Here is a 13,695-nt window from a genome sequence, read left to right on the forward strand (position 1 = left end):
AACAGTTGGCTAAACAGTCGAGCGTATTGCTTGCCGGGCCGCAACGATGCGGCGAACCCCAGGAAGAAACATATGAAAACTGTTCTCTCGATTTTCGGTAGCGTGATCCTGCTGGGCGCAATCACCAGTGCATCGGCCGACGATTTCGCGCAGCAGCGCACCAACGCGCTGAGCTTCTGGGACCAGCAGGTGCAATGCGTGGACACATCCGATTGGGGCGCCACCGCCACCTGCCTGGGCAATGTCTGGAACAACTACTTCTAAAGCTGTTTCGTACCAGTGTTCAAACAACAATGGCGGCCCGGGCGTCCGGGCCGCCATTGTTGCGCGTGCCAATCTTAGAACTGGCCGCCGAAGGTGAACTGCAGACGCTCGATCTCGTCGTTGTCTTCCTTCTTCAGCGGAAATGCGTAGCTGATCGAAATGGGGCCGACCGGGGCGCGCCACAACAGCGCCACACCGGTGGAGGCGCGCAGCTCGTTGGCCTTGAAGTTGTCCACGCCGTTGTACACGTTGCCGAAATCGACGAATGCCGAAACGCGCGCTGACGGGCTGTCGAACAGCTTGGGGAAATACATTTCCACCGAACCCACGGTCTTGAACGAGCCACCCAGCGGCTGGCCGCGGGTATAGCCGTTGATCGCTTCCGAACGCGGGCCCAGGGTGTTGTCTTCGAAGCCACGGACCGAATTGGTACCGCCGGCGTAGAAGTTCTCGTAGAACGGCAGGCCGGTGGCGGTGACCGTGCGGGTGCTGCCATCCGGGTTGGTCAGCACGCGGGTGCTGTCCTTCCCGTAACTGTCGCCGTAACCCAGTTCGAAGCGCGTGTTCAACACCAGCGCCGGAATGATCGGCCAGTAGTTGGAGATCTGGTAGTTGAGCTTGTAGTACTCGACCGTGGAGCCGGGCAGGGTGGTTTCCAGGCCCACACGCTGGTACATGCCGCGGGTCGGCATGAAGAAGTCGTTGCGGGTGTCGCGTGCCCAGCCCAGCTCCGTGCGCCATGCATGGAAGGTGCGCGTGCCGATCGCATTGATGTAGTCGATGATCGCCTGCGGCGTGGTGCCGGCGAAGGTCGTGATCTGGTTGCTGTCGATACCCACCATTGCCGAGACGGTGTCGTTTTCGGTGATCGGCACGCCGAACACCACCTGCGCCGAACCGTTCTTGCTGTTGAACTGCGCGGTGTTGAAGTCCGAGTAATCTAGCGCGCGCCAGGACAGGTTGTAGCCCAGCGATACGCCGTCGTCGGTAAAGAACGGGTTGGTGTAGGAGAACGCGTAGCGTTGCTGGTAGCTGCTGCGCGAAGCCTCCACTGCCACGCGGTTACCGCCACCCAGGAAGTTGTTCTGCGACAACTGCACCGAGGTGGTCACGCCGAAGCTCTGCGAGTAGCCCAGACCGAACACGAAGCTGCCGGAGGTGGTCTCCTTGACGTTGTAGACCACGTCGACCTGGTCGTTGCTGCCGGGCACCGCGGGCGTTTCCACGTCCACGCTTTCGAAGTAGCCCAGGCGCTGCAGACGGATCTTGGAACGGTCGATCGCGGCCTGCGAATACCAGGTGTTTTCGAACTGGCGCATTTCGCGGCGCAAGACCTCGTCGGAGGTGCGGCTGTTGCCCTTGTAGAGGATGCGGCGCACGGTCACGCGCGGGCCGGGCACCACCTGCAGGTTCACGGCCACGGTGCGGTCTTCGCGGTTCGGCGTCGGGATCGGGTTGACCTTGGCGAACGCGTAGCCGACGTTGCTCAGCGTGTTGGTGATCGCATCGGAGGTGTACTCCAGCAACGCACGCGAGAAGATGTCGCCGGCCTTGGGGATCACCAGGCGCTCGATGTCGGCCTGCGGCAGCACGGTGTCGCCGGTCACCTTGATTTCGGAAATCTTGTACTGCTCGCCCTCGGTGACGCCGGCGCTGATGAACATGTCGCGCTTGTCGGGGCTGATCGAGACCTGGGTGGAGTCGATGCTGAAGTCGACATAGCCGCGGTCCAGGTACCAGGAGTTGAGCTTTTCCAGGTCGCCGGACATCTTTTCCTTGGAGTACTGGTCGTCGCGGCGGTACCACGAGGCCCAGTTGTGCTCCTTGGATTCCCAGTTGTCCAGGATGTCCTCGTTGGCGAACTTTTCCGTACCGATCAGGTTGACGTGGCGGATCTTGGCCGCCTTGCCTTCCTTGATCGCAATGGCCACGTCGACGCGGTTACGGTCCAGCGGGCTCACCGTCGGGGTGATTTCCACGTTGTACTTACCGCGGTTGTTGTACTGGCGGGTCAGCTCCTGGGTCACGCGGTCCAGGCTCAGGCGATCGAAGGTGCCGCCCTCGGACAGGCCGATGTCGCCCAGGCCCTTGAGCAGTTCCTCGGACTTGATGTCCTTGTTGCCGGTCACGGTGAGCTTGTTGATCGCCGGACGCTCCTTGACCGTGATCACCAGGATGTTGCCCTGGCGATCCAGCTGCACGTCCTCGAAGAAGCCGGTGCGGTAGAGCGCACGGATCGCGTCCGCCACCTTGGCATCGTCCACGGTGTCGCCGCGGTTCACCGGCAGATAGGTGAATACGGTGCCGGAGGCGATGCGCTGCAGGCCGTCGACGCGGATGTCGCTGGCAACGAACGGCTCGACGGCCAGAGCAACGGCCGGCAGGCTGAGGCCGGCGGCAAGAGCGAGGGCAAGCAGGCGGCGAGTGGGAAGACGCGTCATGTCACATCCGGTTGGAGTCGTATTCGGGTGTTGCTGGATGCCGGCGTATGACGACGACAACAGGCGGAAAGAGTGGAGCAGCTTCATCGTGGAACCAGGCCGAGGATGTCGTTGTAGAACGCCAGTCCCATCAACCCGGCCAGGACCGCCAGGCCGACGTATTGTCCGGCAATCATGGCCCGTTCGCTGATCGGGCTGCCCTTGATCAACTCGATAAGGTAATACAGCAGATGCCCACCGTCCAAGATCGGGATGGGCATCAGGTTGATGATCGCAAGGCTGAGCGACAGCAACCCGAGGAAATACAGGAACCAGTCGAGCCCGCGTTCGGCCGAGGCGTTGGCGGCGCGCGCAATGGTGACCGGGCCGGAGATGTTCTTGACCGAGGCCTGGCCGGTCAGCATGCGCTTCATCATGCCCAGCGAATCGGCGGTCATCCGGCCGGTTTCGCGGATCGCGGCCGGCACGGCGGCGAACAGCCCGTACTGCTGGCGGCTGTCGTATGCCGGAGCCGGGGCGGCGGCCGGACGCACGCCGATCATCCATTGGCCCTGCGGCGACTTGCGCGGGGCGATTTCCAGCGCCAGCCGGTCTTCGCCACGCGCCACCTCGATCATGCCCGGCCCGCCGTGGGCGCCCAACGCCTGCACCTGCGGAATGATGTCTTCGGCCGAGCGGATCGGCTGGCCATCGATGGCCACGATCCGGTCGCCCGGCTTGAGCAGGCCATCGGCCACCGAGCCCTTCACCACTTCGGCAATCACCGGTGGCTGCAGCATGAACTGCCAGCCGATGCCGGCCAGTGCGGCAACGCGGCGTTCGTCGAAACCGACCGGCAACTGCGACAGGCGCAAGGTGTGTTCGCTGCTGCTCGCAGTGTCGGAGGCGGTCAGGACGCGGACATCGCGCCTGTCCATTGCCGCAGTGGTGAGCTGCAGGCTGGCATCGCTCCAGCTGCTCACGCTGCGGCCGTCGATGCGTACGATGCGCTCGCCCGGAGTCAGTCCGGCTTCGGCGGCCAGGCCATCGGCGCGACCGACGGTTGCCGAATAATCCTGCTTGCCGACCACGAACATCGCCCACAGCATCGCCATGCACAGCAGCAGGTTGGCGATGGGGCCCGCCGCGACGATCGCGATGCGCTGCCACACGGTCTTGCGATTGAAGGCCTGGTCCTGCTCGGCCGGATGCACGTCGCCTTCGCGCTCGTCGAGCATTTTGACGTAGCCGCCCAGCGGGATCGCGGCGACCACGAACTCGGTGCCGTGGCGATCGCGGCGCATCCACAGCGGTTTGCCGAAGCCCACCGAAAAACGCGGCACCTTGACGCCGCAGCGCCGCGCGACCCAGAAATGCCCGAATTCGTGAAAGGTCACCAACACGCCCAGGCTGACGATCATCCACCAGACCGAACCGATGAAATCACCCATGTGTGCAGCTCGTGTGCGTGGAACGATCAGGCATGAAGGGCGTGATGGGCGAGGGCGCGTTCAGTGATTTGCCGGGCTTGCGCATCGGCAAAAAGCAGGGTGTCGAGGGAATCGGCATTGTGCCGCTGGAGCGTTGTCAGTGTGTGTTCGACCAACGCAGGGATCGCTAGGAAACCCACCTGGCCCTGAAGAAAGGCTGAAACAGCCACTTCATTGGCCGCGTTCAGGATCGCCGGGGCGGTGCCGCCGGCCCGTAATGCGTCCCAGGCCAGACGCAGACACGGGAATGCGGCGGTGTCGGGGGCCTCGAAATCCAGCCGGCCCTGGGTCAGCAGGTCAAGTCCGGCGACACCGGAGTCGACCCGCTCCGGCCACGTCAAGCCCACCGCCAGGGTGGTTCGCATGTCCGGCAGGCCAAGCTGGGCAAGGGTGGAGCCGTCGACGAATTCCACCAGCGAATGCACCAGGCTCTGCGGATGCACCAGCACATCGATCTGCTCGCCCGGCAGTCCGAACAAGTGATGCGCCTCGATGACTTCCAGGCCCTTGTTCATCAGGGTCGCCGAATCCACCGAGATCTTCGGTCCCATCGACCACTTCGGGTGGGCGACGGCCTGCGCCGGCGTTACCGCCGTCAGCGCCTCACGGTCCCAGCCACGGAACGGACCGCCCGAGGCGGTCAGTACCACGCGGCGCACGCCACGACTGGCGTCGCAGGAGCGCAGGCACTGGAAGATAGCGCTGTGTTCGCTGTCGATCGGGATGATTTCAGCCCCGGCAGCGGCTGCGGTGCGGGTCAGCAGCTCGCCGGCCAGCACCAGGGATTCCTTGTTGGCCAGCAACAGGCGCTTGCCGGCGCGCGCTGCCGCCAGCGTAGACGGCAGCCCGGCCGCACCCACGATCGCCGCCACCACGGTGTCGCACGCATCGCCACTCGCCAGTGCGTCCAACGCCTCGGCGCCGGCATGCGCCTGGGTCGCCAGGCCCAGCGCGCGCAGGCCATCGCGCAGTGCCGGGTACAGCGTCGTCTCGGCAATCACCGCATGCGCAGGCCGGTGGGTGGCGCAGAGCCCCAGCAGCTCGTCGACCTTGCTGCCGGCCGACAGCACGCTGGCGCGCAGCCGCTCGGGGTGGCGCGCGATCACGTCCAGTGCCGATGCGCCGATCGAGCCGGTGGCGCCGAAGACGGCGACCTGACGGGGAGAAGAGCCAGCCATGCCTAGAATCCGAGAATTTCCTTGCCGAGTGCGAACACCGGCAGGGCAGCGAGCACGCCATCGATGCGGTCCAGCACGCCGCCATGGCCAGGAATCAGCGTGCCCGAATCCTTGGCGCCGGCGTGGCGCTTGAGCAGGCTTTCGAACAGGTCGCCCAGCACCGATGCCAGCACCGCCAGCGCGGAGACCAGCACCAGCTGCGGCACATGCGCCAGGGTCAGCCCGGCCAGCCAGCCGAACGCGCAGGCAACTGCAATCCCGGCGAGCAGGCCTCCGAGCAACCCTTCGATGGTCTTGTTGGGGCTGACCCGCGGCGCCAGCTTGTGCTTGCCGAACGCGCGGCCGGCGAAATACGCACCGGAGTCGGCCGCCCACACCATGGTCAGCGCGGTCAGCAACCACAGGTTGCCCTTGTCCGGGCTGGCATGCAGCAGCACCAGCGCCGCCCATGCCGGCAGCACCGCCAGGGTGCCGGCGGCCAGCTTGAGTGCGCGCGCCTGGCCGTTGCCATGATCGGCGCCGAAGGTGAAAAAGCGCAGCCAGAGCAGCGCCAACAGCCACCACGCCACGCCGACCAGCGACGCAATCTGGAACAGCACCATCGAGCCGGCCGAGGCCCACACCATCAGCACCATCAGCAGCAGATTGAGCATCAGCAGCACGGTGCGCGGCAGGCTGTCGTCGATGCCGGAGAGCTTGAGCCACTCCCACAGACCGGTCAGGAACAGGACCGCCGCCAGCGCTGCCAGCCATTGAGTGGGCAGCAGCACGATCGCGCAAATCGCGAGCGGCGCCATGATCAGCGCGGCAATCACGCGAGTCTTGGTCATGCGGAGGAGCTCTCCGTCGCCTTGTCGGCGATCTGTGCGCTGGTCAGGCCGAAGCGGCGTTCACGCCCGGCATAGTCGTCCAGCGCTTGCTGCAGCACGCCGGCATCGAACTCCGGCCACAGGGTTTCGGTGAACCACAGCTCGGTGTAAGCCAGCTGCCACAACAGGAAATTACTGATGCGGGTGTCGCCACCGGTGCGGATGAACAGATCCGGCGCGGGCAGGTCGGCCAGGGCGACCCGGCTGGACAGCAGCGCTTCGTCGATCTGCTCTGGCTGCAGGCGGCCGGCAGCCACGTCTTCGGCCAACGCGCGGGCCGCCGCGGCGATGTCCTGGCGGCCGCCGTAGCTGGCGGCGATGCTCAGCACCAGCCGCGAGTTCGCTGCGGTGCTGCGCTCGGCGCCGGCCATGCGGTCGCGCAATGGTGCGGCAAAGCGGCTGCGGTCGCCGATGAAGCGCACCTGCACGCCACGTCGCTGCAATTCTTCGACTTCGCGGTCGAGCGCATGCAGGAACAGCTTCATCAGCGCATCGACCTCATCCTGCGGACGGCCCCAGTTTTCACTGGAAAACGCGAACAGGGTCAGCGCCGACACGCCTTTTTCCAGGCAGAAATCGATCGTGCGATTGACCGCGCGCGCGCCGGCACGGTGGCCGATGACGCGCGGACGCCGCCGACGCTGCGCCCAACGCCCATTGCCATCCATGATGATGGCAATGTGGCGCGGCACAGCAGCAGAGAGGACGGGATGCATGGCAGGCGATGCCACGATCAGACCGTCATCAATTCCTGTTCCTTGCCCTTGACGACCTCATCCACGTCCTTGATGGACTTGTCGGTCAGTTTCTGGATGTCGTCTTCGGCGCTGCGGGCCTCGTCTTCGGTGACGGCCTTGTCCTTGAGCAGATCCTTGACCTGCTGGTTGGCATCGCGGCGGATGTTACGGATCGCCACCTTGCTGTCTTCGCCCTCGCCATGCACGGACTTGCTGAGCTCCTTGCGGCGCTCCTCGGTCAGCGGCGGCAGGTTCAGGCGGATCACGGTGCCGACCACGGTCGGGGTCAGGCCCAGATCCGAGGCATAAATGGCTTTTTCCACGTCCTTGATCATGCCCTTGTCGAACAGGCTGATGACCAGCGAGCGGCCTTCGGACACGCTGATGCTGGCAACCTGATTCAGGGGCGTGTCGGCGCCGTAGGCCTTGACCTTGATGCCGTCCAGCAGCGCCGGCGAGGCACGGCCGGTGCGGATGGTGGTGAGGGAATGGCGCAGAGCATCGATGCTCTTGGTCATGCGCGTCTGCGCGTCTTGTTTGATCTGGGTGAGCATCGCCGGAATCCGTGTGGAGCTGAATCCGGAGATTATAGCCGGGACTGAGGTTTCACGACTCGCGGGCCGCCAGCACCCGCGCAGCCGGTTCACTTGCCGCCCCTTTCTAGGTGCCGGGTCCGCGGGTTGGAGATCGCCGCACAGCTTGCGGTACTGCGCCTTGCGATTCCCCAATCCCGATTCCCCGCCTCAGCTACGGCCCTGCACCAACGTGCCGATCTGCTCGCCATGCAGGATGCGCAGCAGCACGCCCGGTTCGCTCATGCCGAAGATGCGCAGCGGCAGGTCGCTGTCGCGCGCCAGTGCAAAGGCGGCGGTATCCATCACCTCCAGGCCCTGCAGGATCACCTGGTCGTAGGTCAGGCTGTCGTAGCGCACCGCATCGGTGTGCTTCTTCGGGTCCTTGTCGTACACGCCGTCGACCTTGGTTGCCTTGAGCAGCAGGTCGGCACCGATCTCGATCGCGCGCAGCGCCGCGCCCGAGTCGGTGGTGAAGAACGGGTTGCCGGTGCCGGCGGCGAAGATCGCGATGCGGCCCTTTTCCAGGTGACGGATCGCGCGGCGACGGATGAAGTCTTCGCAGACATCGTTGATCTTGATCGCGCTCATCACGCGCACCTTGGCGCCAAGCTTTTCCAGCGCATCCTGCATGGCCAGCGCGTTGATCACCGTGGCCAGCATGCCCATGTGATCGCCGGTGACGCGGTCCATGCCGCTGGCGGCCAGGCCGGCGCCGCGGAAGATATTGCCGCCGCCGATGACCAGGGCCACCTGCGCGCCGGCCTGCTGGGCTTCGATCACTTCATGGGCAAGGCGGTTGATCACCTTGGGATCGATGCCGTAATCCCCGTCCCCCATCAGCGCCTCCCCGGAAAGTTTGAGAAGAATGCGGCGATAGGAAAGTTCGGACATGGGAAACCTCGGGGGTGGGGGATCGGCAAACGCCGACAATTCTAGCGGAAGCCTGTCACCTGACGTGGTAAAAATTCCTTTGTCGGTAGTGGCGTGACCGGTTGCTCAGTGCGCGCGCGGGTTCGGCGGCGTTGGTACATCGGTCGCATCGTATGCGGTGACGCGGTTGCGGCCGCGATGCTTGGAGCGATACAGCGTGCTGTCGGCGGCCTGCAACAAATGGTCGATGCTGTCGAACTGGCGCTCGGCACCGCCGTGCGTGGCAAGACCCGCAGAGAACGTGATATGCAGTGGGCCGCCCTGCAGTTGCGCCATCGGCGTGCGTGCGGTTTCGGCCAGGATGCGCTCGATCACCATCAGCGCCGCATCGGCGGGTGTATTGGGCAGGATCACCAGGAATTCTTCGCCGCCGTAGCGCGCCACCAGGTCGCTGGTGCGCACCATGCGTTGCAGCGTTTGCGCGAAATTGCGCAACACTTCATCGCCGACCAGATGCCCGTGCGCATCGTTGACGCGCTTGAAGTCGTCCAGGTCGATGAAGGCGATCGACAGCGGCCAGCCCTGGCGCGAGGCCAGTTCGAACTCATGCGTCAGCGCAGTACCGAGCTGATGCCGGTTGAACACGCCGGTCAGCGCATCGCGACTGGCCTGTTCGGCCAGGTGACGCATGCGGTTTTCCGATTCGTCGGCATGCCGGCGCGCTTCGGCCACGTCCTGCAACTCGCGCAGGCTACGCAGCATCGCCAGTTCACGCGCCTGCTCGAAGATCATCTGGATGTGCTCGGGCTGCGGCATGCGGATGTCGAACAGCGCCTCCAGTTCCGGCAACGATTCGGCGATGCGTTCGATCACTTTCTCGAAGCGTTCGGCATCGAGCTCCAGCACGTCCTGGGCCTGTTGCTGCGCATGTTCGGTTGCAGCGACCGCACTGGCCGAAAGCCAGATATCGGCCAGGCGCCCGGATAGCGCCACGCAGGCCATGAACGGTTCCAGGCCGGCCGGTTCTTCTTCGCTCTGCGCAATCGCATTCTGCAGATACGGCGGCAATTGCCACTGATGCGCCAGCCAGGCGCCGACTTCGGCATGCGTGGCGCCCAGCTGTTCGCGTTCGGCATTCAGCAGCGCGGTGTTGTCGGCGGCCTGTTCCAGCAGCGGCCCGTAGAGATCGGGCGCGCCTTGCAACAGGGCAAGCTTGCCGATGTCCTGCAGCAGGCCAGCCAGCATCAATTCTTCGGGTTTGCGGATGCCGTAGGCCTGGCCGAGGATGCGACTGGCCAGCGCGCATAGGCCGGCGCGGCGCCAGATGCGCTCATGCAAGGGGTGGGCGATGAAGGTGCTGCGCACGCCGTGCACCATCGAAAAGCCCAATGCCAGGCTCAAGGTCGCGTTGAGGCCGAGCATGGTCAGCGCCTGGCCGAGATTGTCGATGCGGCGGCGACTGGCGTAGAGCGGTGAATTGGCCACCCGCAGCATGCGTGCGCTCAATGCCATGTCCATGCCGATGATCTTGGCCGTGGTGGTCATGTCCACGTCCGGATCCTGCGCAAGTTCGATGATGCGCAGCGCAACCCCGGGCGGCGAGGGCAGGTTGCGGCAGTAGTGCAGGGCGGCCTGGAGATCTGGTTGCATGAGTCATAGCCAACAGTGGCCACAAGCATACAGCTGCGGTCGTTGAGTGGGGCGCGCCATGCTCGGCCATCGCCGCGCCACAAAACACGCGTGATGAACGCCAAAGCCTGGTCGGCATCTTCGGGTAACGGCAATGTCGATGACATCTGTAGAGTTGAGGCCGCTTGCTGCGGTGCCGGATGCGTCCGCTTCAGGTTCGCGTCCGTGTGCGGATGCGTGACCAATAGGCAAAAAAAAGCCGCGGCATGCCGCGGCTTTTTCCCGAGCGGGGAAGATCAGGCCAGGCCGGCCTGCTTCATCACTTCGGCAGCGTAGTCTTCCACCACCTTCTCGATGCCTTCGCCAACGGCCAGGCGCTGGAAGCCGATCACGTCGGCGCCGGCGGCCTTGACTGCCTGCTCGACGGTCTGGTCGGTGTTGAGCACGTACGGCTGGCCGTACAGCGTGACCTCGTTGACGATCTTGCTGATCTTGCCGCTGATGATCTTTTCCAGGATGTCGGCCGGCTTAGCCTTGTCCTTTTCGGACATCTTGGCCAGCTCGATTTCCTTTTCCTTGGCGATGAAATCGGCCGGCACGTCGGAAGCTTTCACGTGCGGCGGGTTCATGGCGGCGATGTGCATGGCGATGCCGCGCGCCAGCTCGATGTCGCCACCCTTCAGCTCGACCAGCACGCCGATACGGCCGCCGTGCACATAGGCGGCGACGTTGTTGGCGCTGTCGATACGGACCAGGCGACGCACCTGCAGGTTCTCGCCGACCTTGGCGATGACCGCAGCGCGACGCTCTTCGATGGTCTCGCCGCTGTCGAGCTTGACGCTCTTGAGCGCTTCGGCATCGGCTGCATCCGAGTTCAGGGCAGCATTGGCCACGACTTCGGTGAAGGCCAGGAAGTTCTCGTCCTTGGCGACGAAGTCGGTCTCGGAGTTGACTTCGACCAGTACGGCCTTGCCGCCGGCCTGGGCGGTGGCGATGCGGCCTTCGGCGGCAACGCGGTCAGCCTTCTTGTCGGCCTTGGCCAGGCCCGACTTGCGCAGCCACTCGGCCGCGGCGTCGATGTCGCCTGCGTTTTCGACGAGTGCCTTCTTGCACTCCATCATGCCGGCGCCGGTGCGCTCGCGCAGTTCCTTGACCAGGGAAGCAGTGATTTCCATGGAATTACCTCATATGGACGAATGCGTGCGGCGGAAGTGATTCCGCCAGTAGGAGACGGTGCAGCATGCCGCCGCCCCCGTAGATGTATTCAGTCGCCTCGGCGACGGAGCGACAGGGCGCCGTCGGGGCTGCGGCCGCACAGCATGGTGCGGCCGCATTGCACGCCGATTACTCGGCGGCGTCGGCCTTCTTGTCGCCCTTCTTGGCCGGAGCGCGACGGCCCTTGCCTTCGTCGGCGGACTCGGCCGAGAACTCTTCTTCGCGAACAGAAGCGGAGTTCGGCGCAGCAGCCTTGCCTTCCAGCACGGCATCGGCAGCGGCGCGTGCATACAGCTGCACGGCGCGGATGGCGTCGTCGTTGCCCGGGATGGCGTAGTCGACCAGGGCCGGATCGTAGTTGGTATCGACCACGGCGATCACCGGAATGCCGAGCTTCTTGGCTTCCTTGATGGCGATGTCTTCATGGCCGATATCGATCACGAAGATCGCGTCGGGCAGGCGGTTCATTTCCTTGATGCCGCCAAGCGAGGCGTCCAGCTTCTCGCGCTCGCGACGCAGGCCCAGCACTTCGTGCTTGACCAGCTTGTCGAAGGTGCCGTCAGTTTCAGCGGCTTCCAGTTCCTTCAGGCGGGCAACCGACTGCTTGACGGTGCGGAAGTTGGTCAGCGTGCCGCCCAGCCAGCGTTGGGTCATGAACGGCATGTTGCAACGCTCGGCTTCTTCCTTGATGGACTCGCGCGCGCTGCGCTTGGTGCCCAGGAACAGTACGGTGCCGCGCTTCTGCGCAACCGAGGAGAGGAAGTTCATCGCGTCGTTGAAGAGCGGAACGGTCTTCTCGAGGTTGATGATATGGATCTTGCCGCGAGCGCCGAAGATGTACGGCGCCATCTTGGGGTTCCAGTAGCGGGTCTGGTGGCCGAAATGGACGCCGGCTTCCAGCATCTGACGCATGGTGACTTGGGGCATTGCAGTAACTCCGTAAGAGCGGAATCGCCGTGCGCGGCTTGTTGTTGAAAAGTCCGCACATGGATGTGCGGGCCGTTGCGAGGGACTCGCATCAAATCGCACAAGATTCCGGGGTTGGGCTTCCCTGTTGCCTCCGCGACGAACCCCTTGTGAGGGCACCCCGGCGCGGATGGCGGCAGCAGGTGTGAATTCGTCGGTGACGTCCGACGTGGACGACGCAATGCGCAAGAGACGCAAAACAGCCGACGGAGTATAGCTGGCTGGGTGACTTGGTGCAATTGGTATGGTTCTGAGGCAGCTGACAGTGATCGCTGGGAGATTCGGGAGTCGGGATTAGAGATTGGTTTAGAGCGGATCGCGAATGACCGGTCGTGTCGCACATGCCGAAGGACGGCCAGGCCAGCAACGCTTTTGCGAATCCCCAATCCCGGCCCTCACGGCTCCAGGGCCAATGTACTCTCGATGTCGCTGTTGATACGCGCCACGAAGCGGCCGCTGCCTGCGGGCAGGTTGGCGGGCAAGGTCCATTGGCGGGTCTGGCCGGGCAGGACGTAGCCGGCCAGGTCGCCGCGGATGTTGCGGCGGGTGCCGCCGGCATCGATGTACGCCAGGTCGGCCAGGCGTGCATGGCTGGAGCCGGAATTGTAGATACGCAACGCGCGCTGGCTGCCGTGCCCGGCCAGGCTGGCGTGCAACGCCGGTTGCACTGCGCTGGCCTGGCTGGGCTGTGCAAACACCGGGGTGGAATAACGCAGCAGGTCGGTCTCGTTGCCGATCGCGTGCTGGGTCACGACAAGCCGGTAGCTGTCTTCGGCCTGGCTGGGGCTGGGGCCAAGGCGGATCACGCGCAGCAGTTGCCGGCCTTGCGGCGGAATTTCGAAGTGCGACGGGCTGACCGTGACGCCGCTGGCCGGCTCGAGCAGTTCGCGCTCGCCGTCCTGGCGCCAGCGGTAGAGCTTGGCGTCGGCACGCCATGGCTGTGCGGCCTGGTTGTAGAGCCAGACCGTTGTCTGGTCGCTGTCGGCCGGGATATGCGCGGTGGTCGGCGCGATGGCGATCTCGGCAGCGCTCGCGGCGCCGCTTGCTGCCACGCAGCCCAGGACCAGGGCCGAGGCCATCAGATCGCGAAGATAGCGGGCAGTGGCCATGCTCAGAACGCGATGGTGGTGATGCGCGCAGCGCCGGCGGGCATCGGCCCGGCAAGTGCGCTGGCGTCCTGGCCGGTGCTGGTGACGGCGGCTGCCTCATTGCTGCTGGGCGGCTCGGCGATCGCCATCGGCGTGCCCCTGGAGCAGCTGGCGCGCGGCGGCGCGGTACGCAGTTCGCAACCGCTGAGCAGGCGCAGGCCGATGTGCAGGGTGGAGTTTTCCGGCCCCTGCGCAGTGGCCGCGTTCGCCGCGGTAGAGGTCGCGGCGTAGGCAAGCGCAGCCAGGGCCAGTCGTTTCAGGAGGGTGACCAGCGTCATGGAGGCAATCGTTTGCATTGGAGACGTAAGAAATAGCGACGCCCCCGATACGAACT

At 64.8% G+C, this 13,695-nt stretch carries 13 protein-coding genes; 1 reads left to right on the forward strand and 12 read right to left on the reverse strand.

All coding sequences use genetic code 11. From position 1 onward, the window contains the following. The first annotated feature begins 72 nt into the window (after window positions 1-72). Window positions 73-264: a hypothetical protein gene (locus tag FLG15_RS06940; RefSeq protein WP_039575407.1), complete on the forward strand. Its 192-nt coding sequence runs from the start codon at window positions 73-75 to the stop codon at window positions 262-264. A gap of 74 nt (window positions 265-338) precedes the next feature. Here the strand turns inward: FLG15_RS06940 and bamA are convergent, their stop codons facing one another. The 12 genes from bamA to FLG15_RS07000 all read right to left on the reverse strand — a co-directional run bounded on the left by bamA (window position 339) and on the right by FLG15_RS07000 (window position 13,657). After that, window positions 339-2,705 (reverse strand): outer membrane protein assembly factor BamA, encoded by a 2,367-nt coding sequence (bamA, locus tag FLG15_RS06945; protein WP_003485373.1) that lies wholly within the window; start codon window positions 2,703-2,705, stop codon window positions 339-341. 83 nt (window positions 2,706-2,788) lie between these two features. Beyond that, window positions 2,789-4,135: an RIP metalloprotease RseP gene (gene rseP, locus FLG15_RS06950; RefSeq protein ID WP_057679653.1), complete on the reverse strand. Its 1,347-nt coding sequence runs from the start codon at window positions 4,133-4,135 to the stop codon at window positions 2,789-2,791. Window positions 4,136-4,161: 26 nt separating this feature from the next. Then, window positions 4,162-5,352 (reverse strand): 1-deoxy-D-xylulose-5-phosphate reductoisomerase, encoded by a 1,191-nt coding sequence (locus tag FLG15_RS06955; protein WP_057679652.1) that lies wholly within the window; start codon window positions 5,350-5,352, stop codon window positions 4,162-4,164. Between the two features lie 2 nt (window positions 5,353-5,354). After that, a complete protein-coding gene (locus FLG15_RS06960; protein ID WP_003485370.1) occupies window positions 5,355-6,182 on the reverse strand; it encodes a phosphatidate cytidylyltransferase in 828 nt (275 codons plus the stop codon). Then, window positions 6,179-6,937 carry a polyprenyl diphosphate synthase gene (uppS, locus tag FLG15_RS06965; RefSeq protein ID WP_057661990.1) on the reverse strand — a complete coding sequence of 253 codons (759 nt, stop codon included), beginning with the start codon at window positions 6,935-6,937 and terminating at the stop codon, window positions 6,179-6,181. Before uppS ends, FLG15_RS06960 begins: the two co-directional genes overlap by 4 nt. A 17-nt stretch (window positions 6,938-6,954) precedes the next feature. Then, window positions 6,955-7,512, reverse strand: coding sequence for a ribosome recycling factor (gene frr / locus FLG15_RS06970; RefSeq protein WP_057661986.1), 558 nt, complete (start codon window positions 7,510-7,512; stop codon window positions 6,955-6,957). Between the two features lie 189 nt (window positions 7,513-7,701). Further along, window positions 7,702-8,424, reverse strand: a complete 723-nt coding sequence (pyrH, locus tag FLG15_RS06975; protein WP_005911727.1) for a UMP kinase — start codon at window positions 8,422-8,424, stop codon at window positions 7,702-7,704. A gap of 105 nt (window positions 8,425-8,529) precedes the next feature. Beyond that, window positions 8,530-10,053 carry a sensor domain-containing diguanylate cyclase gene (locus FLG15_RS06980; protein WP_057679651.1) on the reverse strand — a complete coding sequence of 508 codons (1,524 nt, stop codon included), beginning with the start codon at window positions 10,051-10,053 and terminating at the stop codon, window positions 8,530-8,532. Between the two features lie 275 nt (window positions 10,054-10,328). Continuing rightward, on the reverse strand, window positions 10,329-11,207 hold the full coding sequence (gene tsf, locus FLG15_RS06985; RefSeq protein WP_007962895.1) for a translation elongation factor Ts: 879 nt from the start codon (window positions 11,205-11,207) through the stop codon (window positions 10,329-10,331). A gap of 169 nt (window positions 11,208-11,376) precedes the next feature. Next, the gene (rpsB, locus tag FLG15_RS06990; protein WP_011346896.1) at window positions 11,377-12,174 is read right to left on the reverse strand and encodes a 30S ribosomal protein S2; all 798 of its coding nucleotides are present in this window, start codon (window positions 12,172-12,174) and stop codon (window positions 11,377-11,379) included. Between the two features lie 434 nt (window positions 12,175-12,608). Continuing rightward, on the reverse strand, window positions 12,609-13,322 hold the full coding sequence (locus FLG15_RS06995; protein WP_057679650.1) for a fimbrial biogenesis chaperone: 714 nt from the start codon (window positions 13,320-13,322) through the stop codon (window positions 12,609-12,611). Window positions 13,323-13,324: 2 nt separating this feature from the next. Then, entirely contained in the window at window positions 13,325-13,657 is a 333-nt protein-coding gene (locus FLG15_RS07000) for a hypothetical protein (RefSeq protein ID WP_057679649.1), read from the reverse strand. Window positions 13,658-13,695: the final 38 nt, after the last annotated feature.

The sequence above is a fragment of the Xanthomonas phaseoli pv. dieffenbachiae genome (assembly GCF_008639345.1).
GTDB lineage: Bacteria > Pseudomonadota > Gammaproteobacteria > Xanthomonadales > Xanthomonadaceae > Xanthomonas > Xanthomonas phaseoli.

Bases quoted from the DNA above. Each gene is read 5' to 3' on its own strand.
- FLG15_RS06960 (WP_003485370.1), bottom strand. From the start codon at position 6,182: ATGACCAAGACTCGCGTGATTGCCGCGCTGATCATGGCGCCGCTCGCG.
- FLG15_RS06955 (WP_057679652.1), bottom strand. From the start codon at position 5,352: ATGGCTGGCTCTTCTCCCCGTCAGGTCGCCGTCTTCGGCGCCACCGGC.
- FLG15_RS06980 (WP_057679651.1), bottom strand. From the start codon at position 10,053: ATGCAACCAGATCTCCAGGCCGCCCTGCACTACTGCCGCAACCTGCCC.
- pyrH (WP_005911727.1), bottom strand. From the start codon at position 8,424: ATGTCCGAACTTTCCTATCGCCGCATTCTTCTCAAACTTTCCGGGGAG.
- tsf (WP_007962895.1), bottom strand. From the start codon at position 11,207: ATGGAAATCACTGCTTCCCTGGTCAAGGAACTGCGCGAGCGCACCGGC.
- bamA (WP_003485373.1), bottom strand. From the start codon at position 2,705: ATGACGCGTCTTCCCACTCGCCGCCTGCTTGCCCTCGCTCTTGCCGCC.
- rseP (WP_057679653.1), bottom strand. From the start codon at position 4,135: ATGGGTGATTTCATCGGTTCGGTCTGGTGGATGATCGTCAGCCTGGGC.
- FLG15_RS06995 (WP_057679650.1), bottom strand. From the start codon at position 13,322: ATGGCCACTGCCCGCTATCTTCGCGATCTGATGGCCTCGGCCCTGGTC.
- uppS (WP_057661990.1), bottom strand. From the start codon at position 6,937: ATGCATCCCGTCCTCTCTGCTGCTGTGCCGCGCCACATTGCCATCATC.
- frr (WP_057661986.1), bottom strand. From the start codon at position 7,512: ATGCTCACCCAGATCAAACAAGACGCGCAGACGCGCATGACCAAGAGC.
- rpsB (WP_011346896.1), bottom strand. From the start codon at position 12,174: ATGCCCCAAGTCACCATGCGTCAGATGCTGGAAGCCGGCGTCCATTTC.
- FLG15_RS07000 (WP_057679649.1), bottom strand. From the start codon at position 13,657: ATGCAAACGATTGCCTCCATGACGCTGGTCACCCTCCTGAAACGACTG.
- FLG15_RS06940 (WP_039575407.1), top strand. From the start codon at position 73: ATGAAAACTGTTCTCTCGATTTTCGGTAGCGTGATCCTGCTGGGCGCA.